Raw genomic sequence first — 20,636 nt, forward strand, 5'->3', positions numbered from 1 at the left:
TTTGCATGTCTTTTTACTGCTTCGCGTGGTTCTTCCATTGGCCGGGAATAAAAATATGCTTGCTGCCGACCAGCGGAAGGCCCCATGCTGATTATTTACCCCATACTGCCCCGAGAACTGCACGAAGTGCCAGCTAGGAGACTACCCTTTGATCCGTATGCCCCATCTTGCCGCATCGCTACTGCTTGTCTCAGTGGCCGCCGCCGCACAGACGCCCAACCTGACCGCTACCTACCAGCCCGCCGCCACCAAACTCATCTCCGACTCGCTCGCCGACACCGAGGGCTATGCGAACCTAGCCTATCTCTGCGACCACATCGGTAAACGCATCTCCGGCTCTGAGCCGCTCACCCGTGCCATCAACTGGGCTGCCGAGACCATGCGCAAAGACGGCCTCGCCAACGTTCGGGTTCAGCCCGTCATGGTGCCGCACTGGGTGCGCGGGCAGGAGTCGGGAGCCATCTTCACCCCGGTGACCAAGCCCCTGCACATGTTGGGCCTGGGGATGTCGGTCGCCACGCCTCCCGGCGGCATCACCGCTCCGGTTGTCGTCGTGCCGGACTTTGCCGCGCTCGATAAACTCGGCCGCGCTGGGGTAGAGGGCAAGATCGTCGTCTTCAACGCGCCCTACGTCGGCTACGGCCAGACCGTGATGTACCGTACCGCCGGGCCTTCGCGCGCGGCGGCTCTGGGAGCGGTGGCTGTGCTCGTGCGCGCAATCACGCCGCTCGCTGTGCAGCTTCCCCACACCGGAACCACCTCCTACGATGAGAAACAGCCCAAGATTCCCGCCGCAGCCATCTCTCTCGAGGACGCCCTGCTGCTCGCACGTTTGCAGTCCGAAGGCACTGTGCCGACGGTTCATCTGGAGATGCAGGGGCACCTTGAACCTGAGGTGCAGGCTGGCAACGTGATGGGAGATATCGTCGGCTCCGAGCATCCCGAGGAGGTTGTCGTCATCGGGGGTCATATCGACTCATGGGACGTGGGCCAGGGCGCGCAGGACGACGGCTCCGGCATTATGGCCACGCTTGAGGCCGTCAACATCATCAAGCGCAGTGGGCTGAAGCCGAAGCGCACTATCCGCGTGGTCTTCTGGGTGAACGAAGAGAACGGCGGCGCGGGCGGCAAGGCCTACCTGAAGCTGGTGGAGAGTGACCTTGCCCACCAAGTGGCCGCTATCGAGATGGACGGCGGCGCGGAGGCTCCCATCGGCTATGGCTATGGAGTGGCCAACGGTCCACGCCGCGCTGTTCCCGGCGGCACCGCCCCGGCAGCGCCGGTGTTGAATGCCGACCAGCAGGCCTCGATGGCGATGCTCCAGCAGATCGCGTCTCTTCTGCAGCCTATCGGTGCGGATAAAATCCGCGTGGGAGGAGGCGGATCGGATATCTCGCCGCTGATGGGCGAGGGGGTTCCGGGGCTGGGTGAGTCCACCACCGGCGCTCACTACTTCGACTGGCACCACACCGAAGCCGATACTCTCGACAAGGTCAATCCGGAGGACTTCCGCAAGAACATCGCCTCGCTTGCCGTAATGACTTACGTGCTAGCCGATATGCCGGGCCATCTTACCGGGCAGAAGGGTGCAGGCGAGTAACTCAGTTACTTCGTGAGTTGATCTAATTCCAGATTTAATTCGAGTACATTTACGTGAGCCTCGCCAAGAACTCCAAACTGGCGGGGCTCCGTATGTTTGAGCACCAGGCGATGTACCGCATCCGGAGTAAGCCCACGCTCCCGCGCAATGCGAGCCACCTGGTACTCCGCACCAGCCGGTGTAATATCCGGATCGAGTCCCGATGCAGACGTGGTGACGAGATCGATAGGAACATCGCTGCCCGGATGATCCATCTCGGCTACAGCTGCATCCTGCTTCATGCGATCGATCAGCTTCTGATTAGTAGGCCCAAGATTCGAGCCACCCGAGTTAGCAGCATCATAGCCGCTGCCCGCTGCTGACGGACGTGAGTGGAAGTACTTGGGTGATGAGAATGGCTGGCCGATCAATCGTGATCCTACTAGCACTCCATCTTTTTTTATAAGTTGCCCATTCGCCTTATCTTTGAAGAACAACTGCGCCAGGCCGGTAACAAGCAGAGGATAGGCGAGGCCAAAGATAACGGTTGTGACTAATGTAAAGAGAACAGCGGTAATGAGAGTGCGACGCATGGAAGACCCTTATGCCAGATGAATGGCGGTGATGAGCATGTCAATGAGCTTAATGCCAAGAAAAGGAGCGACTAAGCCGCCGACTCCATAGATAAGTAAGTTACGCCGCAGAAGCGCCTCCGCGGACATTGCCTTATAACCAACGCCACGTAGCGCAAGCGGAATAAGGCCAACGATTATCAGTGCATTAAAGATGACCGCGGATAAGATAGCCGATTCTGGCGTCTTGAGGTGCATGATGTTGAGCGTCCCAAGAACGGGAAACGCAACAGCAAACATCGCAGGAATGATGGCGAAGTACTTCGCAACGTCGTTCGAGATAGAGAAGGTTGTGAGTGCTCCGCGCGTCATCAATAACTGCTTGCCGATCTCCACAATCTCAATCAACTTGGTAGGGTTCGAGTCCAGGTCCACCATGTTGCCGGCTTCCTTGGCAGCTTGTGTTCCCGTGTTCATCGCCACGCCTACGTCTGCTTGAGCCAGCGCAGGCGCGTCGTTGGTTCCATCGCCCGTCATCGCGACAAGCTTGCCTTCGGCCTGCTCGCGACGAATCAGATCCATCTTGTCCTTCGGCTTGGCCTCGGCGAGAAAGTCATCCACGCCAGCCTCACGCGCAATAGCCGCCGCGGTCAACGGATTATCGCCGGTAATCATGATGGTTCGAATGCCCATGGTACGTAGCTGGGCGAACCTCTCCTTCATGCCACCTTTGACCACATCTTTAAGGTGGATAACCCCGAGCGCCTTGCCGTTCTCTGCGACGACCAGGGGAGTGCCACCAGAGCGTGCAATGGTCTCCACGTCAATGCGTACCTGATCCGGAAAAGACCCGCCCTTCTCCTGGATAAATCGAGCGATGGCATCGGTTGAACCTTTACGAATAATACGACCTTCCATATCCACCCCAGACATGCGAGTGGTGGCAGAGAAGGGAACGAACTCCGCCTGCAAGTCTTTGAGGTCACGCCCACGTAGGCCATAAAGCTCCTTAGCGAGAACGACAATACTGCGTCCCTCGGGGGTTTCATCGGGCAGAGAAGAGAGCTGGGCCGCATCGGCTAACTGGTCCTTGCTTACTCCCGGAGCGGGAATAAACTCCGATGCCTGACGATTGCCCAGAGTGATGGTGCCGGTCTTATCCAGCAGGAGAGTATTGACATCCCCCGCTGCTTCAACGGCACGGCCTGACATCGCGAGAACGTTGTACTGCACCAGCCGATCCATGCCTGCAATGCCAATCGCTGAGAGAAGACCGCCGATCGTCGTAGGGATAAGGCATACCAGCAGTGAGATCAAAACGAAGATAGATTGTGGCGCAGTGGAATAAATCGCGATAGGTTGCAAAGTAACTACAGCCAGAAGAAAGATAATTGTGAGACCAGCGAGAAGAATATTAAGTGCAATCTCATTCGGGGTCTTCTGACGTTCCGCACCTTCCACAAGAGCGATCATTCGATCAAGGAATGTTTCTCCCGGATTAGAAGTAATCCGAACCTTGATCTGATCGGAGAGTACACGTGTGCCTCCCGTAACTGCGGAGCGATCTCCACCAGCTTCACGAATCACAGGAGCCGACTCGCCGGTAATCGCAGACTCATCGACCGACGCGACGCCTTCTATGATCTCACCATCGCCGGGAATCATAGATCCGGCAACGATAAGGCAAATATCTCCAGACCTAAGGTTGAGACTGGGAACTTCTTCTGTGCCGCCATCAGCTTTCAAGCGAATGGCAATCGTGTCCGACTTTGCCTTTCGCAACGCATCAGCCTGGGCTTTGCCGCGTCCTTCGGCCATAGCCTCCGCGAAGTTGGCAAAAAGCACGGTGAACCAAAGCCATAACGTAATCTGAAGATCGAAGCGCAGCGTGTGATGTCTGAGAATTACATCTTGAATCATATAAATCGTCGTAATGACACTGCCTATTTCGACGACAAACATAACTGGATTTTTCATCATCACGCGAGGATGCAGCTTGGCGAAGGCATCGCTGAGTGCATGACTGACGATCTTTGTATCCCAGAGAGAACGCTTGCGTGTGTTTGCCATGATGGCTCCTTTAGTAAGTCTTCCCGGCGTGAAGGAGCAGATGCTCAAGAATGGGGCCAAGCGAAACGGCCGGAAAGAAAGTAAGTGCGCCCACAATCACAATGGTGCCGATCAATAGCACTGTAAAGAGGGGAGTGTTGACCGGAAATGTCCCAGGAGATGGAGGAATCAGCTTCTTCTGCGCAAGATTGCCAGCGATTGCCAGCACTGGAATAACCATTAGAAAGCGCCCAATCAGCATCGCGGTAGCAAGCGACAAGTTATACCAATGAGTATTCGCACTAAGTCCGGCAAAGGCTGAGCCATTATTCCCTGTCGCCGAGGTGTAGGCGTAGAGGATCTCAGAAAGACCATGCGGACCAGCATTTGCAAGCGCACTAAGCCCAAGTTTGGGCATCATAAGTGCGGCAGCAGAGAATCCCAAAATAGATAGTGGAAATATAAGCGTATACAGCATTGCCATCTTGACGTCGTACGATTCGATCTTCTTCCCGAGATATTCAGGAGTACGGCCCACCATCAACCCAGCAATAAAGACCGCAAGTATAACGAAGATCAACATGCCATATAGGCCCGCTCCCACGCCTCCGAAAATTACCTCGCCCAGCATAATATTGACGAGCGGAACCAGGCCGCCAAGCGGCATGAAGGAGTCGTGCATCGCGTTTACCGCACCGCAGCTCGCATCTGTCGTTACGGTTGCGAAGAGCGCCGAGTTGGCTATGCCAAAGCGTACTTCTTTCCCTTCCATATTGCCGCCGGGTTGAAGAGCGGATGTGCGCTGATCAACATGCATGGCTGCAGTATGGAGCAATGGGTTCGGTTGCGCCTCGGCGTAGTATGCGACAAAGATGCCGATAAAAAAGAGCACGGCCATTGCCGAAAAGACAGCCCAACCATGTGCGGGGGACTTTGTCATCTGCCCAAGAGTCACTGTGAAGCCGGCAGGAATGAGAAAGATTGAGAAGATCTGCAAGAGGTTGGAGAAGGATGTCGGGTTTTCAAATGGGTGCGCACTGTTGGCATTAAAAAACCCGCCGCCATTGGTCCCCAACATCTTGATTGCTTCCTGCGAGGCGACGGGACCTTGTGCGATAGTTTGCGTCGTAACTGTTTGCGTGGTTATCTTGCCGTCGGCAGATGTTGTAGCTACGGACAAAGGCTGAAGCAGCGTAGCTTGCTCGTAGGGACGGAAGTTCTGCACGACCCCCTGAGAGACGAGAAGAAGGGAATAGATGAGGCATCCAGGCAACAGTATCCACAGGGATGCACGGGTGGTATCGACCCAGAAGTTGCCGAGCGTCTTTGACTCGCGACGCGAGATGCCGCGCAGGAGTGCGACCGCCAGTGCCATGCCAACGGCTGCGGAGAAGAAGTTATGATATGCAAGCGTGAGCATCTGGGTGAGATAACTCATCGTCGCTTCTGGTACATAGGATTGCCAATTCGTATTTGTTGTAAACGAAACGGCTGTATTCCATGCAAGATCGGCAGCCACACCCGGAAGATGCTGTGGATTGAGCGGCAAAAGATGCTGCAGACGCTCGATTCCATAGGTGACAAGCAGGCTGACCAGGCTGAAGAGAAGCATCGCGATGGAGTATTCCGTCCAGCGCATCTCGTGGTTCTCATCGATGCCAGTCAGCTTATAGATAAGTTGCTCGATCGGTCTGAAGACGATATCGACGTAAGTGCGTCGACGCTCAAATACCCGGACCATATAAAGTCCCATAGGCTTTGCGCTGATGAGCACCAGCCCGAAGAAAAGAAAAACTTGTAACCAGCCGTTCGCGGTCATGTCAGGGGTGTCCTATTAAAACTTTTCTGGCTGCAGGAGTGCATAGACGAGATAGGCAAGAAGTCCGGACGTTACCAGGCCAAGAAGAATCGATTCGATCATCTACTTACCCACTTTCGTCGTAAGCCGTTCGCAGCCAGTTGTATAAGCGATTGTTAGGGCAAAGAAGGCCGCGCTGGCGGCAATACATCCGAGATCCCACATAACGATTGCTCCCGGTCTCGTGTCTCTGTTAAGAGCAGTTCAAGAGCCTCTGCAATGGTGTGACGTGAGGCATCAGGAAGGCATAAGGAGTGGAGACACAATGCCGCTAAAGGGCAGCATCGCTGCCCTGGACCAAGAGTTTCTGGATAAAACTCTATTCGCGCATCGCTACAGTTTAGAGCACGACTGGTGCGTCTTGCGAAGGATCGAAGAAGACATATCCGAGATAGTTGACCGTCTTTAAGTACTGCGGATGAGAGGGGTCATCTTCGAGTTTTCTGCGAAGCTGCAAGATGAAGGTGCGTAGATACTCTCTTTCGTCGCCGTATTCAGCACCCCAGACGGAGCTGAGTAGCTTGGAGTGCAAAATGGGATGTCCGGCATGGCTCATGAGATATGCCAATAAGTCGAACTCAGTCGGCGTAAGTCGAACTTCTTGTCCGCGCTTTTTTACAACTCGTCTCGCAGGATAAAGCTCGAAGATGCCAATGTGAATCTCCTCCTCGGAAGAGTGATGCGGCGTATGACGGCGGCGAACGGCGGCTCGGATACGAGCCGCAAGCTCTCCAATGCGAAAGGGTTTCGTAACATAGTCGTCGGCTCCCGCGTCGAGCGCCTCGATCTTATCCTCCTCGCTATCCCGCACAGTAACTACGATGATGGACATCTGGGGAAACTCTCTTCTAACTCTCCGGCAGGCCTCTACGCCGCCCATCCCGGGCATGTTCAGGTCCATCAGTACTGCGTCGTAGTTGACCACGCGCAGCAGGGTCAGCGCCTCTTCGCCAGTAGTGGCCTCGCCGATCTTGAAGCCAAGCGCCGATAGTGTTGCGCGTAATCCGCGACGAATCGATGCATCATCCTCAACGAGAAGGACGGTTCCGTGTGTGCTATCCATTTCTTGTTCCTTTCAACCTCGGGATTGCCAAGGAAAAATGCGTTGTTCCACCTTCGGAATCTACCCACGCGCGGCCGCCGTGCGCCTCCGCAATCTTTCGCACGATTGATAATCCCAACCCTGTCCCCGTTGGTCTGTGTGCTGAGTCGAGTCCCCGGTAAAAGCGTTGGAAGATGCGCTCGCGCTCGTCTGGAAGAATGGGTAAGCCTTCGTTAGACACGGTAATCAGTGTCTCTTCGCCTGTTTGTATTGCGTCGATATCAATCATCGGGCCAACGGTGGCATACTTCGCGGCGTTGTCGACAAGCTGCATCAGTGCGAGTTTCAAGAGTTGTGCATCAACGCTGATAGGCTCGAGGCTCTCTCTTACGGAGACCCTTACTCGACCTCTTGTTATCTCATCCTGATCTTCCACTAGCTCGTGCAGCAGAGCATTGACTGAGACAGTTGTGCGTCGAAGCCGTACCTCTTTTGCTTCAAGGGCGGCGGTCTGTAGCAGACGCGTGGTGAGATGGTTGAGGACCGTCGCCTGATCGTCGATGATAGAGATCAATTCGGTCTGTGTCTCTGTCATCTGCTGCATGGCAAGCAGGCCGGAGCTTGCTGTTTGAATGGCCGTCAACGGCGTTTTGAATCCGTGCGCAAGCCCATCCAGAACGGCGGTGCGAAGCTGTTCGGTGTTGCGCTCCGCTTCGGCGCGGCTCTCTTTCTGCATGGCTCGTGCTCTCTCGAGTGCGACGGCGATCAAGGATGCAACTGCATCGGCCAGTTCGGGTTCATCTCTCCAGCCGCGCAGGATCATGGCTCCGATTGGTGTTGTTCCCGTTCGCAAGATCCGTGTCGAGGTTCCGAGGGATGCTTCGTCACGATCTTCTCCGAACAGGTATGCCTGATGGGCAGAGCCGCTCTTTGCGGGCGTCGATTCTGTAGCCAATGTCGGATGACTATCGTATACAGCCCAGAGGTCGACTTCATCTACCTCGATCAACTCACGGATCAACTCTGAGAGCTGTGGTCCAGTGGGGTTCTTGCTGTCGATAAGAAGGATTGCGCGGCTGAGCTCGTAGAGCTTTGCGTTGCGGCTGCGCTCTACTTCAACCTCGGCCGCATGCATGCGAGCCTGTGAGGACAGGCGGCTTACCAGGATGGAGGTGGCTTCAAAGACTGCCAGCGATATCCAGTTTTCCGGGTCTGAGACAGATAACTTAAAGAGTGGTGCTGTAAATAGATAGTTCAGACAAACGGCCGAGACTAAGGAGGCAACGGTCGCTTCAAGGAATCCATATCGCAGCGAGATCAGAACTACCAGAAGTAGCTCTAACGATCCGGCCGTCGATAGATTGAAGTGCAGAAAAAATGCTGCCGCCGCGATAGCAGAGGCAGCCGTGACACTCATGGCGAGCAGGACAGTACGCATCGCACGAGTGCGTTTGATCGATAGCATCGTGTTCGATTTTATTCCGCTTTCCTCGATGCTCATAGAGCTTTCAGGCCACTTAATAATCTTTCGGTCAAGATAAAACCCACTTACATAAAAGATAGAAAATAGTGACATCTTTATGTCTTCCTTATGGGTTTTGATGGATGTTTGATGAAAGCTGCCAAGGTCTTTATCTGGGAAAATATGGATGAAGCGATAAGTCGGCTGGCTCTTACTGCGGAGCTTCTTGAGTGATAATGTGCAGGTCGACATGAGGGGCTGCTGTGGCAAACTGCAGGATCGCATTGAAGTAGAGATATTTCTTCATTCCCGTGAGCGCCGACCGTCCGAAGATCGCCTGCGTAATGCGATTGGTCAGCGCAAACTCCGCGGTTGCCGCCGCTACGCTCGAGCCCTGCAACTGCACCACCCTGGCTCCAAGATTTCTTGCGAACTGAAAGTTGTCCTCGAGGTTGCGTGCCGCATCGGCTTCGCGGTCCCGGTCCGTATCCAGATGCAAGACAAAGAACTCAGCATCCATGCCTTTCGAAAGTCGCGCACCACGCGCGATCAGATCGCGTGCGGACGGGCTGGCGCTGATGCACACCGCAACTTTTTCCGCGACCGTCCAGTGGGAGCCGAGGTGCTTTTGCTTCACGTAATCGTCCAGGGTGCGGTCGACGGCGCGCGTGACTCGTTGCAGCGCCATCTCACGCAGGGCGATCAGGTTGCCTCTGCGGAAGAAGTTGGAGAGGGCTCGTTCGACGCGCTCCATAGGATAGATATCGCCGCGCCGCATACGGGTCGCAAGGGCTTCGGGGGTCAGGTCGCTGATGACGATCTCGTCGGCACGGTCCAGAACCCAATCGGGAACAGCCTCTCTTACCGTGATGCCGGTAAGCGCCTGGACGCGGGGCGTAAGGCTCTCGATATGTTGAATATTGACGGTGGTCAGCACGTCGATCTTACTTTCGAGCAGCGCGAAGATATCCTCGTAGCGCTTCTGAAAACGGCTTCCTTCGACGTTGGTGTGGGCCAGTTCATCGATCAGCGCGACCTCTGGCTGTCGAGCGAGAATCGCATCGACGTCCATCTCCGAGAAGAGGGTTCCTTTGTAGTCGAGCTGTCTACGCGGCACGTGCTCGAGCTTGGCCGCAACCTCGGAGGTGCCGCTACGACCATGAGTTTCGACGATCCCGATGACGACATCTTCACCACGCCCCGCGCGCCGTATGCCTTCGCTCAACATGCTGAAGGTCTTGCCTACTCCGGGAGCATAGCCGAGGAATATCTTGAACCTGCCGCGCCTTTTCTGATCGGCCTCCGCGGACGCGAGCCACTCCTCCGGCCTCTTTCGCCGCTCTTCTCCTGCTCGGTTATTCAAAGGATCTGTCCGTGAACTCAAAACGGTTTATCTCCATCGTCCGCTGGTTAGGCCTCTCAGCTTCTCTTGCGGGAATTGTAGCCTTCTATCGCCTGGTAATACATGCCAATCAGACGACAGTTGCACTTACTCTGCTGATGTTGATCTTTTTTATCGCGGCGACCTGGGGCCTGCGCTTCGCAATTATTACTTCTGTGGCAGCTACCGGATGTTATAACTTCTTCTTTCTCCCGCCTATAGGTACCTTTGTAGTCTCCGATCCGCAGAACCTGCTTACTCTTGTCGTATTTCTCGTTGCATCGGTATTTGCCAGTCGTCTGTCAGATCGAATCAGGTCGGAGTCGGAGCAGGCCCGTCATCGTCAGACCGAGCTTGAGATGCTATACAGCTTGAGTCGGGCTCTTTTGCAGACAGATGAAGTAACTCTCTTGACCAACACGATTCCTCAAGCTGTAACTCGAGCGACAGGGGCGAAGTCGGTTCTTTTCTTTCTACTTGATGGCGACCGTATCTATCACTCGAGCTTAGACTGGCCTGCGTCTTCCAACATAATGGAGTTGCAGGAGCTATCCAATGCGCCGGGCGTCTCGACTAACTCGGGTGAGGGTATCGTCCCACTTAGAACCGGAGTAAGACCCACGGGAGTACTTATCCTGCGTGGAGTTACTCTTTCCTTGCAGACGCTCGAGGCCATCGGCAGTTTGATCTCCGTTTCGCTGGATCGAGCGAGTGCCGTTGATGAGGTGGCTCACTCCGCGGCAACACAGGAGAGCGAGCGGTTCCGCTCAGCGATTCTGGATTCGATCACGCACGAGCTGCGCACGCCGCTGACCTCGATCAAATGCTCTGTCGTAACGCTATTGGCCTCTGCGACCCCGAGGGCCGAGGAGCATACGCTCCTGACCGTGATCGACCAGGAGAGCGATCGCCTGAATCGTTTGATCACGGAGGCGATTGAGATCGCTCAGCTCGACTCCCAACAAACCAACATGACACTCGCACCGAGCAGGATCGAGGCCATCATCTCCTCCGCCGTGGCCTCCACGCGCGAGAGGCTCTCCGGCCGCGAGATCGTCGTTCGCACGGCTCCCTCGCTGCCGACTCTTATCCTCGATCGCGTACGTATCGAAAAGGTCGTGAGCCATCTTCTGGAGAATGCCGCGAAGTACTCCGACGCCGGCAAGCCGATCTTCATCAGCGCCGAGCTTAGTGGACGGTTCGTAGCCTGCAGCGTCGCCGACCGCGGCATCGGCATCGACCCCTCGGAGCAGGTGCTGGTCTTCAACAAGCTATACCGGGCCCGCAATCGTGCGGCGGAGAGCCTGGGTAGCGGCATGGGGCTGGCCATCTCCCGTGCTATCGTCGAGGCGCACGGAGGCAGCATCGCGGTGACCAGTCAGCTTGGCGAAGGCTCGGTCTTCACCTTCCTGCTGCCGATTCCAGATTAATTTACAGATTGACGAGAGGCCACGCGACCCTTATAAACCGCTGCTTCGAGCGTTGTTATGGAGCGTTGCCGGGCCGCATCCTAAACGCATGATAAAACTGGGCCCCTGCCCGTAGTACTCTAGTACTCTGTTTGCAGGATTAGGAGTACGGGCCGCCTTGTGCCACGATCTTCCCCAAACTGTTCCTGGCCTGCTGGCCTCAGGGTGGGGCAATAGGCTCGGACTATTCCTGAATTCCACGAGAAGAGATGCCAGAGTTTATGCCAAATTACATGGAGTTGCCGGTCGGGGCCAAGTCGCCCGAAGTCATCAACGTAGTCATCGAGATTCCGGGAGAGGGTGTTAATAAGTACGAGTACGACAAGGAGCTTCATGTCTTCCGGCTGGACCGGAATCTCTATTCGCCTGTTCACTATCCGGGCGATTATGGATTCATTCCTTCCACGCTGGGCGACGATGGCGATCCGCTGGATGTGCTGGTTCTTGTTGATTCGCCAAGCTTTGTGGGCTGCGTGATGGAGGTTCGCCCCATCGGCCTGCTGGAGATGATGGACCAGGGGCTGGGTGATGAGAAGGTTCTGTGCGTGGGCATGGGCAATCCCCGGTATAAGGATGTGTGGAACTTCTCGGAGATCTATCCGCACATGCTGAAGGAGATCACGCACTTCTTCTCGATCTACAAGGATCTTGAGGGCAAGCGCGTCGAGGTAAAGGGCTGGCGCGATGCGGCGTATGCTCGCAACAAGGTCGTGGAGGCCCAGGCGCGGTTTACCGAGAACCAGAAGAACCCCCAGCCCAAGCCGGTTCCGGTGGAGTAGTTGGGGCATTTTGCAGCAAAAGACCGTCCTTTGGGCGGTCTTTTTGTTTTAACGGGAGCGTTGCAACCTGGTAATGCCACGCATGGTGAGGTAGACCGCCGGACCGGCCAGTGCCACGATTCCGGCGAAGAGCAGGGAGGGAATCCCGGCGACTCTCTCACCCCGAGCTGCCCACAGTGCGAAGCCGATCAACCCCGCCGGACACACTCCCAGCAGAACCGCCGCCAGCGTCCCTCCGGGCACGCGGAACGGCCGCTTCAGGTGCGGCTCACGCACCCGCAACACCACCAGCGCGACGAACTCCAGCAGCAGGGCCACTCCATAGAGCACCAGGTCGATCGAGATGAGCCGCTCGAACGAGAGCCGCAGCGCCAGCGCCCAGGCCACGCCGCACAGGGCGACGCTCGCCCACGGCACTCCGGCCTGGGTTACGCGGGTGAAGATCGCGGGCAGCAGCTTCTCCTGAGCCATCGCGTAAGGCAGGCGGGTATAGCTCATCATCAGCGCGTTAAACATGCCGATGCCGCTGATGGTGCCGCCCACGACCACCGCCAGCGCCAGCCACGGCCCCGCCAGACTGGCCGCCGCATCGACCCATGCACCCGTCGAAAACTGCTCGGCCGGAACCCCGGCGAGCCCCACCGCAGCCAGAGGCAGAATATAGGTGAGCGCGACCAGAGCGGCGGCGATCAGCATCGCGCGCGGGTAGTTGCGCTGGGGACGCTCCACCTCCTGGGCGACGGTGGAGGCGTTATCCCAGCCCATGTAGTTCCACAGCGCCACGGAGACGGCCCCGGCCATATCGGGCGTCGCACTGGGGGCGCGCAACAGTCCCCAAATATGTCCCAGACCAGCGGCGCGGTAGAACCCAATCCCAATGAGCACCAGAAAAGGCGTCAGCAGTGCGACGAAGAGCAGGATCGACCCCCTTCCCACCGCCCGCGCACCGCGCATATTCCACGCCGCGCACCCCACCACGACGGCCAGCGCCCACAGCGTTCCCCGGCTTCCGGCGGTGAGGGCCGGAGCGATGCGGCTCAGGTAGAGCACGAACGTGACCGGGTAGATGGCCATGTCGAAGATGCTCGCCGCCAGCGAGAGCCACGCCTCCTGGAACCCCCAGAACTGGCCGAGCGCCCGCCGCACCCAGGTGTAGTAGCCGCCCTCCTCGGGCAGTGCGCTGGCCAACTCGCCCACCATCAGGCTCGTCGGCAGGCTCCAGACGAAGGGGATGACCAGCAGCAGCAGCAGAGCCCGGCCGTACCCCGCCTTGCCGATGATGTCTTCGAGCCCATAGGGGCCGCCCGCGACCATGAAGTAGGTGGCGCCGATCAGCGGCAGCAGCCGCATCTTCTTCGTCAATCCGGGTCTCCCCTGAGGTGTATCCACATACTATAAAGACTCTGTCCTGCCTGGACCGCCCCGAGAACGGCATGAAGTGCCTCTACATACACTGCTTGATAGCGGTTATTCTGTAATAAGAGGTTTTTGCGAATCATGCCGACGCCGCTTCCCATCGCCATCTATTATGAGCAGCCTAACTGGTTCAAGCCGCTCTTCGCCGAGCTGGACCGTCGCGGCATCCCCTACGTTGCACTGAATGCGGTCGAGCACACCTACTCGCCCGCCGACCACCCCGAGGAGCTCTACTCGCTGGTCTTCAACCGCATGAGCCCCTCGGCCTGGAACCGCGACCACGGAGATCAGATCTTCTACACGCTCGGCTTCCTCGAGCACCTGGAGTCGCGCGGCGTGCGCGTCATCAATGGCCTCGCGGCCTTCCGCTCCGAGCTTTCGAAGGCGGGTCAGCTCTCATTGCTCGACGAGCTTAAGCTGCCCTATCCCAAGGCTCGCGTCATCCACCGGCCCAGCCAGGCGGCGGCGGCTACTGAAGGCCTGCGCTGGCCCGTCGTCGTGAAGCCGAACATCGGCGGCAGCGGCGCGGGCGTCAAGCGCTTCGACCATATCTCGCAGTTGACCGCTGCCGCTGCCGCTCCATCCGGCGATCCGGACGCGCTGGCCTTCGGGCTCGACTCGGTGGCGCTGGTGCAGGAGTTCATTCCCGCACGCGACGCCCATATCGTACGGGTCGAGGTACTCAACGGCCGTTACCTCTACGCCATCAAGGTCCACATCACCGGCGAGACCTTCGACCTCTGCCCTGCGGATATCTGCCGCACCTCTACCGGCGTCGATCTGAACCGGGCCGCGTGCGCCATCGACGCGCCCAAGTCCGGCATCACGGTCGAGGCTTACACCCCACCTGCGGAGGTCATCGCCGACGTGGAGCGCATCATGGCCGCTTCGAAGATCGATATCGGCGGCATCGAGTACATCACCGACGACCGCGACGGCCAGCGCTACTACTACGACACCAACGCGCTCTCGAACTTCGTCGCCGATGGCAAGAACGTTATCGGCTTCGATCCCTTCGAGAAGCTGGTGGACTGGCTCGAAGACGAGGCTGCCAAGGCGTCTCAGCTCAAGGCGGAGCTGGTAGGAGCGGCGGGCTGATGCGCTACGGATTCTGGCTGCCTGTCTTCGGCGGATGGCTGCGCAATCTGGATGACGAGAACATGGAGACGAGCTGGCAGTATGCCAGCCGTCTCGCCCGGCGGGCTGAGGAGCTAGGGTTCGACCTGACCCTGATCGCGGAGCTGAACCTGAACGACATCAAGGGCGTCGAGGCTCCGTCGCTCGATGCCTGGACGACCGCAGCCGCGCTGGCGGCTGTGACTGAGCGGCTGGAGATCATGGTGGCCGTGCGCCCCACCTTCCATAACCCCGCGCTGCTGGCCAAACAGGCGGCCAATATCGACCACATCGCCAACGGGCGGCTCAGCCTCAACGTCGTCTCGAGTTGGTGGAAGGATGAGGCGACCAAGTACGGCATTCCCTTCGACGCGCACGACGACCGCTACGCCCGCACCTCCGAGTGGCTCGACGTACTCGATGGATGCTGGAGCGGGCAGCACTTTTCGCACCAGGGCAAGCTCTACAGCATCGACGATAACGTGCTCTCACCCAAGCCTGTGCCGAGCCGTAACTTTACCGGCACGCCGGTCGCGCCGCAGCCGAAGGGAGGGCGACCCACGCTGTACGCCGGGGGCGAGTCGGAGACGGCCAAGAACCTTATCGCCGCCAAGTGCGACGCCTACCTGATGCACGGCGATCCGCCGGAGACGGTCGGCAAGAAGATAGCCGACATGCGCCAGCGTCGCGAGGCCGCCGGGCTGCCTCCCATGTCCTTCGGGGTCTCGGGCTACGCGATCGTCCGCGACTCGGAGAGTGAGGCGGCCCGCGAGGTCGAGCGTATTACCGACGTTAGCGCTTCGGATCGCGGCTATGCCAGCTACCAGCAGTGGATCACCGGCTCGAAGCTGGAGCAGGAGATTTCGCTCCGGGACTACTCGGTCTCGAACCGCGGTTTGCGCTCGGGATTTATCGGGACGCCGAAGATGGTTCGGGAGCGGCTGGAGGAGTTCGCGGCGGTCGGCGTCGATCTGGTTCTGCTGCAATCGAGCCCGCAGGCGGAGGAGATGGAGCGATTTTCGGCTCAAGTGATCGTTCCGGATCGCGCGGGCTCGACACGGGTTGCGGCTGGCACGGTATAATCAGCCAGAGCATACAGCATGACTGCTGGAGAGTTGGCCGAGTGGCTGAAGGCGCCGGTTTGCTAAACCGTTATAGGGCGAAAGCTCTATCGGGGGTTCGAATCCCCCACTCTCCGCCATCCCTTTCAATAATTTAGAAAGTTTTGCCGGCGGTTGGTGGCAAATAGATTTCGCCCTTTACAAGATTCCTGGCATTGGGAGCTACCGCTCCATTGCGCCTCGAAAGGCCGGTTTTCGGCAAGTTCGAGGGAAAGACTCCGGTCGAATGGCTGCCATGAACGCTAACGTCGATCTCTGACGTTTCGTGTAGTGACCCCAAATGAGGCGAAGGTATAATCCTCGCAAATGAAAAAACTTGTCTATCTCCTCCTTCTGGTGGCTTTGTTCGCGAGTTTTTCGTGTGCCTTTGGCTTAGAGAAGCCTGTGCGGCATGATTTTGTGATCAAGAACTTCAAGACGGAGAGTGGCGTGACGCTGCCGGAGGCTCATGTGGTGTATGGGACCTATGGGCATTTGAACGCAGCGCACGACAATGTGATCCTGCTGCCTTCGCACTATATGGCGAAGCTGGAGGGGTACGAGTGGCTGATGGGGCCGGATAAGTGCCTGGATCCTGATAAGTATTTTCTGGTATCGACTGAGTTGTTCGGCAATGGGAGTTCGTCTTCGCCCAGCAACACGCCGGAGCCGTTTCATGGGCCGCGCTTTCCTCTGATGACCATTCGGGATAACGTGCAGGCGGTGCATCAGTTGCTGCTCGAGGATCTGCAGGTGACGCATTTGAAGGCGATCATCGGATTTTCGATGGGGGCGGAGCAGGCGTTTCAGTGGGCGGTGACCTATCCGGAGATGGCGGATAAGATTGTGGCCACGTCGGGAACTGCGAGGGCCTATGGGCACGGGATTATGCGGCTGGAGAGCCAGATCTCCGCGATTGCCGCGGACGAGACCTTCAAGGGCGGAGACTATGTCGAGGAGCCGAAGAAGGGTCTCCAAGCAACACAGGCTGTGTGGGCCGCGTGGCTGTATTCGCCGCAGTGGTGGCGAGAGGAGCTCTGGCGTACGACTTCGAAGCCGGGGGAAACCCAGGAAGATGTCATCCATCGCATGGCGAATGGGAACAATCGCAACGACGCCAATGATCAGATTCTGCAGATGCGGACGTGGCAGAAGCATGACATCGGAACGTCTCCGGGCTTCGGAGGCGATACGAAGAAGGCGCTAAGATCGATCAAGGTTCCGGTGTTGTATATGCCATCGATGTCGGATCAATATTTTCCGGTGGGCGATGCCCGGTACGAGGCGCAGTATATGCATACCGTGACACTGTTGCCGATTCCTACGCTGTGGGGGCACTCGGCCGGGCGTGCTATCGATCCGGCGGATGGGAAGTTTCTGAATGAGAACATCGCGAAGTTTCTTGCAGGCGAGCCGGTTGCTGCAGAGAAGGTTGTGCCGGCAACAAATTGACGGCCAGCAAGGATGAAATTCCTGCATCGCTCTGGCCAGATTGGTTTGTCGTAGAGAGCCCCTGGCTCAACATATCTTTCTGTTGCGCAAAGCCCTCTCACGGCACGACTCGGGCAAAAAGCGGAAACGGAGCTCCTCTTCTGATGCGCCGGAAATGCGACCTTGGTGGGAAGGCCGGTCTTGCACATTCTGAGATAAAGCAGGGAAAACGATACAGCATACTGGAGCCGTGCCATCACTCGCGTGGCGGGCAGACGCGCATTGCGGGGTAATGGGTGTCTACCTGCTCGATTGAGAAGAATTGAGAACGTTTCATCTTTTCTTGAGGACCGCTTGAGAGCCGCTTGAGGACAGCTTGTGGAGCTTTGACTAGATTGAGAGCCGAACGACGACCGGGTGCGGTCCGTTCGGCAGATCTTTTGTTCCCACGCCGAGTCCCCCGACTCACGCGCCAACATCACCCCAACGGTCATAAAATCAAGGAGATACACTTATGAGCTTCCAAGCCGGAGACCTCGTCCTCCTATGGAGAGGTATCGATGACATTGCGATCTACAGGAGTTTCGCCTTTGGATATGGCATTCCTCTCCCCCAGGCGCAAACCTCAACGCGGCCCAGTTTCGCCTTTCTCCCCAATCAGCACCAGGCCCTCATGGTCTGGCCGGATGGCAGCAGCGATAGCCTCGTCTGGAGCGTTGATCCCGATTTTTCCAATCAAGCTTTCATCCCCGGAGCCGGTACCTCCTGGGCCGCCTGCGTCACCCCCTGGAACGGCGGAGCCATCGCGGTCTGGCCCGGCGTAGTCGGCGACCCCCGCATCTGGGTGAGCACCTACGGGTTCAACGGCAACTCTGCTCAGCCCTGGAGCAACCCGACTCCCGCCCTCTGCCCAACGGGGATCATCACAACTGCCATCACTCCTGCCATCTGTTCCGACCCCGATGGCAATCTTATGATGGTGTGGCGAGGCGCCGGCAGCAACGACAGCCTCTACTACGCCACCTCTACAAACGGCATAGACTGGACCACTGCCAGTGCACAGATTCCGGGCGGAGCCTCCACGGTGGCTCCCGCTCTCGCATACTTCGATGGATACTTTGTCCTCGTCTTCAAGGGCAGCGAAAACGACGATACCATCTACAGCTCCACGTGGGTCTCGTCCTCTCCTAACTCGAATAAATGGACCAATACCACTACGTGTGGATCCCACGGCACCTCCGATGGCCCCTGCCTCATCGCCGCCGATAGCTGTCTCGTCATGGCTTGGAAGGGTATTCCCGGAGACAACAACTTGTATTACGCCACCAATAACGGCACCGGGGCCGAAACCTGGGGCAATCAGAGTGTTATCCAGAATAGCGGCAGTTCCGTTGGACCATCCGGCTACTACTACGTCGGCCCCGGCCCGGTCCTCTAGTAGTCGACAGCCCTCCCTTGTTCTCAAATAGACCTCTCCCTGGTCTGCAACGAAGGCAGCCTCCGAAGAAGGAGGCTGCCCTTCCTGTCTCGACCGTCTGGATCGGTCTGCAGCCTCGTTCTCTATAGGGCAGCAACAAACCCACGATCAGCGCGGCGCCGGTGGCTTCACGAATCCCTGAAAAGAGGTGACTTAGTATTGGTGGATGCCCGAGCTTCGGCCTGACGGCGCAGTGCGAACCTGGAGCCGTATCGACGGGATAGACCTCCTGCGCGGTCTGTCGATCCTCTTCGTCCTGATGAACCACGTGAATATGAGGCTGATTCTGGCTGCGGGCGTTATCGGTTGGGGCATTGCCGTTCTCTATGCAGAACCGATGAACCGATTTATTCGGAGTCGAAGCAGGTATCTTCGCCAAGGTTGACCCCGTCTCTCGGGTGCAGACAAAAGGTTTTTGGTCTGATAGTCTGACGGTGCTTTTGGGCTTGTATCCTCGAATGTATTCTCGTATCTCCGGTTGAATCTATGAGTTTACCCTTGGTAGCGCGGTCGATCCTCTCAGGCACGCTCGAACGCGTGCGTATCCCCGATGTGCTGCCTCGCCGCGTGCTCTATCGGGACGGAGTGCTGCACCTCGGCGACCTCGCGTACCCCATGCGGAGCTTCCGCCGGGTCATACTCATCGTCATCGGCAAGGCTGCTGTGCCCATGTGCGAGACGGTCCTGCCCATCCTCGATGGTGCTTTCGAGCCCGGCCAGACTCTTGCCGGAGTAGTCGTCGGAACCGTTCCGCTCCCCACCCCGGACCCGCGCATCCAGTTCTTTCGCGGCGGTCATCCTCATCCGGACGCGGCCTCACGCCAGGCCGCCGACGCCATCCTCCAACTGCTCGCCTCCGCGGACGAGGCGACCCTGGTCCTCTTCCTCATCAGCGGCGGCGGCTCGGCCATGCTGGAAAAGCCTCTCGCCCCGGAGGTCTCGCTCGAAGAGACCGCGCAGTTCCACGCGGCGCTCGTCCGCTCCGGCCTGCCCATCACGCAGATGAACGCCCTGCGCAAGCACTTCTCCCGGGTCAAGGGAGGCCGCTTGGCTCTCGCCGCTGCGCCCGCCACACAGTGCACCCTGCTCATCTCCGACGTCCCCGCCGACGCGCTGGACGTCATCAGCTCCGGGCCGTCGCTGCCCGATCTCTCTACGGTGGCGGAGTGCCGCGAGCTGATCGCCTCTCGCCCGGACGGTCTCGGCCTGCCGCCCAGCGTGCTCGCCTTCTTTCAAACCCCTCACCTCGAAGAGACCCCTAAGCCCGACCACCCGGCCTTCCTCAACGCCGCCTGGGTCGCCCTGCTCTCGAGCGAGGACCTTTGCAGCAACGCCTCCAGTCTGGCCACCGACTCAGGCTTCACCGTCGCTATCGACAACAGTTGCGACGATCTCGACTACCGCATCGCGGCCCGCTACCTGATCGACCGCTTGATCGCCCTGCGTGCCGAGCACCCTAAAGTCTGTTTAATCTCCGCCGGAGAGCTTTCAGTCCAACTGGGCACAAGCCACGGCAGCGGCGGCAGAAACCAGCAGTTTGTTCTGGAGTGTGCGCGGATCATTGCGGAAGAGAAGCTGTCGATCACCGTACTCAGCGCAGGTTCGGACGGCATCGACGGCCACAGCCCAGCCGCGGGAGCAGTAGCGGACGAGACCACATGGGCCAGGGCAATAGCTCTCGGGATCAACCCCTCCGAGGCGCTGGAGAACTTCAACAGCTTTCCCCTCTTCGAGTCCCTCGGCGACGCCATCATCACCGGCCCTACCGGCAACAACCTCCGCGACCTGAGGATTCTTCTCAGCGATTGAGCTTTGGGCTGTTGCTGTTGCTTCGGGGGTAGGTCCGGGCTTTAGCCCGGACATTAAAACCCACCACGGACGCGGCTTTAGCCCCGAGGTATGCTT

Annotated in this window: 16 protein-coding genes, 1 tRNA gene and 1 pseudogene; 11 read left to right on the plus strand and 7 right to left on the minus strand. The window is 58.1% G+C overall.

Features of this window, described 5'->3' with window-relative positions:
* The first annotated feature begins 157 nt into the window (after positions 1-157).
* Positions 158-1,600, plus strand: a complete 1,443-nt coding sequence (locus FTO74_RS01790) for a M20/M25/M40 family metallo-hydrolase (RefSeq protein ID WP_162536608.1) — start codon at positions 158-160, stop codon at positions 1,598-1,600.
* 5 nt (positions 1,601-1,605) lie between these two features.
* Here the strand turns inward: FTO74_RS01790 and kdpC are convergent, their stop codons facing one another.
* The 6 genes from kdpC to FTO74_RS01825 form a co-directional block, all read right to left on the minus strand.
* On the minus strand, positions 1,606-2,172 hold the full coding sequence (gene kdpC, locus FTO74_RS01795) for a potassium-transporting ATPase subunit KdpC (protein WP_162536609.1): 567 nt from the start codon (positions 2,170-2,172) through the stop codon (positions 1,606-1,608).
* Positions 2,173-2,181: 9 nt separating this feature from the next.
* Positions 2,182-4,221, minus strand: coding sequence for a potassium-transporting ATPase subunit KdpB (gene kdpB, locus FTO74_RS01800; protein WP_162536610.1), 2,040 nt, complete (start codon positions 4,219-4,221; stop codon positions 2,182-2,184).
* A gap of 10 nt (positions 4,222-4,231) precedes the next feature.
* Positions 4,232-6,019: a potassium-transporting ATPase subunit KdpA gene (gene kdpA, locus FTO74_RS01805; protein WP_162536611.1), complete on the minus strand. Its 1,788-nt coding sequence runs from the start codon at positions 6,017-6,019 to the stop codon at positions 4,232-4,234.
* A gap of 379 nt (positions 6,020-6,398) precedes the next feature.
* Positions 6,399-7,121 carry a response regulator transcription factor gene (locus FTO74_RS01815; protein ID WP_162536612.1) on the minus strand — a complete coding sequence of 241 codons (723 nt, stop codon included), beginning with the start codon at positions 7,119-7,121 and terminating at the stop codon, positions 6,399-6,401.
* Positions 7,114-8,814: an ATP-binding protein gene (locus FTO74_RS01820; protein ID WP_162536613.1), complete on the minus strand. Its 1,701-nt coding sequence runs from the start codon at positions 8,812-8,814 to the stop codon at positions 7,114-7,116. The genes FTO74_RS01815 and FTO74_RS01820 overlap by 8 nt, the downstream gene beginning before the upstream one ends.
* Positions 8,774-9,925: a histidine kinase gene (locus FTO74_RS01825; RefSeq protein WP_162536614.1), complete on the minus strand. Its 1,152-nt coding sequence runs from the start codon at positions 9,923-9,925 to the stop codon at positions 8,774-8,776. Before FTO74_RS01825 ends, FTO74_RS01820 begins: the two co-directional genes overlap by 41 nt.
* Before the next feature lie 11 nt (positions 9,926-9,936).
* Here FTO74_RS01825 and FTO74_RS19620 point away from each other — a divergent pair.
* The 3 genes and pseudogenes from FTO74_RS19620 to FTO74_RS01835 form a co-directional block, all read left to right on the plus strand.
* Positions 9,937-10,275 (plus strand): annotated as a pseudogene (locus FTO74_RS19620) (DUF4118 domain-containing protein); the annotation flags it as partial.
* A 207-nt stretch (positions 10,276-10,482) separates the two neighbouring features.
* Positions 10,483-11,373, plus strand: a complete 891-nt coding sequence (locus FTO74_RS19625) for an ATP-binding protein (protein WP_255462604.1) — start codon at positions 10,483-10,485, stop codon at positions 11,371-11,373.
* A 260-nt stretch (positions 11,374-11,633) separates the two neighbouring features.
* Positions 11,634-12,191 (plus strand): inorganic diphosphatase, encoded by a 558-nt coding sequence (locus FTO74_RS01835; protein WP_162539641.1) that lies wholly within the window; start codon positions 11,634-11,636, stop codon positions 12,189-12,191.
* A gap of 48 nt (positions 12,192-12,239) precedes the next feature.
* Here the strand turns inward: FTO74_RS01835 and FTO74_RS01840 are convergent, their stop codons facing one another.
* The gene (locus tag FTO74_RS01840; RefSeq protein WP_255462447.1) at positions 12,240-13,553 is read right to left on the minus strand and encodes an APC family permease; all 1,314 of its coding nucleotides are present in this window, start codon (positions 13,551-13,553) and stop codon (positions 12,240-12,242) included.
* A 135-nt stretch (positions 13,554-13,688) separates the two neighbouring features.
* Here FTO74_RS01840 and FTO74_RS01845 point away from each other — a divergent pair, with 135 nt between their 5' ends.
* The 7 genes from FTO74_RS01845 (at position 13,689) to FTO74_RS01870 (ending at position 20,540) form a co-directional block, all read left to right on the plus strand.
* Positions 13,689-14,705 carry a hypothetical protein gene (locus FTO74_RS01845; RefSeq protein WP_162536616.1) on the plus strand — a complete coding sequence of 339 codons (1,017 nt, stop codon included), beginning with the start codon at positions 13,689-13,691 and terminating at the stop codon, positions 14,703-14,705.
* Positions 14,705-15,805 carry an LLM class flavin-dependent oxidoreductase gene (locus tag FTO74_RS01850; protein ID WP_162536617.1) on the plus strand — a complete coding sequence of 367 codons (1,101 nt, stop codon included), beginning with the start codon at positions 14,705-14,707 and terminating at the stop codon, positions 15,803-15,805. Before FTO74_RS01845 ends, FTO74_RS01850 begins: the two co-directional genes overlap by 1 nt.
* 27 nt (positions 15,806-15,832) lie before the next feature.
* Positions 15,833-15,924 (plus strand) — tRNA-Ser (locus FTO74_RS01855).
* A 226-nt stretch (positions 15,925-16,150) separates the two neighbouring features.
* Positions 16,151-17,275, plus strand: coding sequence for an alpha/beta fold hydrolase (locus FTO74_RS01860; protein ID WP_162536618.1), 1,125 nt, complete (start codon positions 16,151-16,153; stop codon positions 17,273-17,275).
* Between the two features lie 493 nt (positions 17,276-17,768).
* Positions 17,769-18,692, plus strand: coding sequence for a hypothetical protein (locus FTO74_RS01865; protein ID WP_162536619.1), 924 nt, complete (start codon positions 17,769-17,771; stop codon positions 18,690-18,692).
* Positions 18,693-18,897: 205 nt separating this feature from the next.
* Positions 18,898-19,116, plus strand: coding sequence for a hypothetical protein (locus FTO74_RS19460; protein ID WP_220399060.1), 219 nt, complete (start codon positions 18,898-18,900; stop codon positions 19,114-19,116).
* Between the two features lie 101 nt (positions 19,117-19,217).
* The gene (locus tag FTO74_RS01870; RefSeq protein WP_162536620.1) at positions 19,218-20,540 is read left to right on the plus strand and encodes a DUF4147 domain-containing protein; all 1,323 of its coding nucleotides are present in this window, start codon (positions 19,218-19,220) and stop codon (positions 20,538-20,540) included.
* Positions 20,541-20,636: the final 96 nt, after the last annotated feature.

This window comes from Granulicella sp. WH15 (genome assembly GCF_009914315.1).
GTDB lineage: Bacteria > Acidobacteriota > Terriglobia > Terriglobales > Acidobacteriaceae > Edaphobacter.

Excerpts from the sequence above, each read along its gene's own strand:
- FTO74_RS01790 (WP_162536608.1), top strand. The coding sequence starts at position 158 with ATGCCCCATCTTGCCGCATCGCTACTGCTTGTCTCAGTGGCCGCCGCC.
- kdpC (WP_162536609.1), bottom strand. The coding sequence starts at position 2,172 with ATGCGTCGCACTCTCATTACCGCTGTTCTCTTTACATTAGTCACAACC.
- kdpB (WP_162536610.1), bottom strand. The coding sequence starts at position 4,221 with ATGGCAAACACACGCAAGCGTTCTCTCTGGGATACAAAGATCGTCAGT.
- kdpA (WP_162536611.1), bottom strand. The coding sequence starts at position 6,019 with ATGACCGCGAACGGCTGGTTACAAGTTTTTCTTTTCTTCGGGCTGGTG.
- FTO74_RS01815 (WP_162536612.1), bottom strand. The coding sequence starts at position 7,121 with ATGGATAGCACACACGGAACCGTCCTTCTCGTTGAGGATGATGCATCG.
- FTO74_RS01820 (WP_162536613.1), bottom strand. The coding sequence starts at position 8,814 with ATGTCGACCTGCACATTATCACTCAAGAAGCTCCGCAGTAAGAGCCAG.
- FTO74_RS01835 (WP_162539641.1), top strand. The coding sequence starts at position 11,634 with ATGCCAAATTACATGGAGTTGCCGGTCGGGGCCAAGTCGCCCGAAGTC.
- FTO74_RS01845 (WP_162536616.1), top strand. The coding sequence starts at position 13,689 with ATGCCGACGCCGCTTCCCATCGCCATCTATTATGAGCAGCCTAACTGG.
- FTO74_RS01850 (WP_162536617.1), top strand. The coding sequence starts at position 14,705 with ATGCGCTACGGATTCTGGCTGCCTGTCTTCGGCGGATGGCTGCGCAAT.
- FTO74_RS01860 (WP_162536618.1), top strand. The coding sequence starts at position 16,151 with ATGAAAAAACTTGTCTATCTCCTCCTTCTGGTGGCTTTGTTCGCGAGT.
- FTO74_RS01865 (WP_162536619.1), top strand. The coding sequence starts at position 17,769 with ATGAGCTTCCAAGCCGGAGACCTCGTCCTCCTATGGAGAGGTATCGAT.
- FTO74_RS19460 (WP_220399060.1), top strand. The coding sequence starts at position 18,898 with ATGCCCGAGCTTCGGCCTGACGGCGCAGTGCGAACCTGGAGCCGTATC.
- FTO74_RS01870 (WP_162536620.1), top strand. The coding sequence starts at position 19,218 with ATGAGTTTACCCTTGGTAGCGCGGTCGATCCTCTCAGGCACGCTCGAA.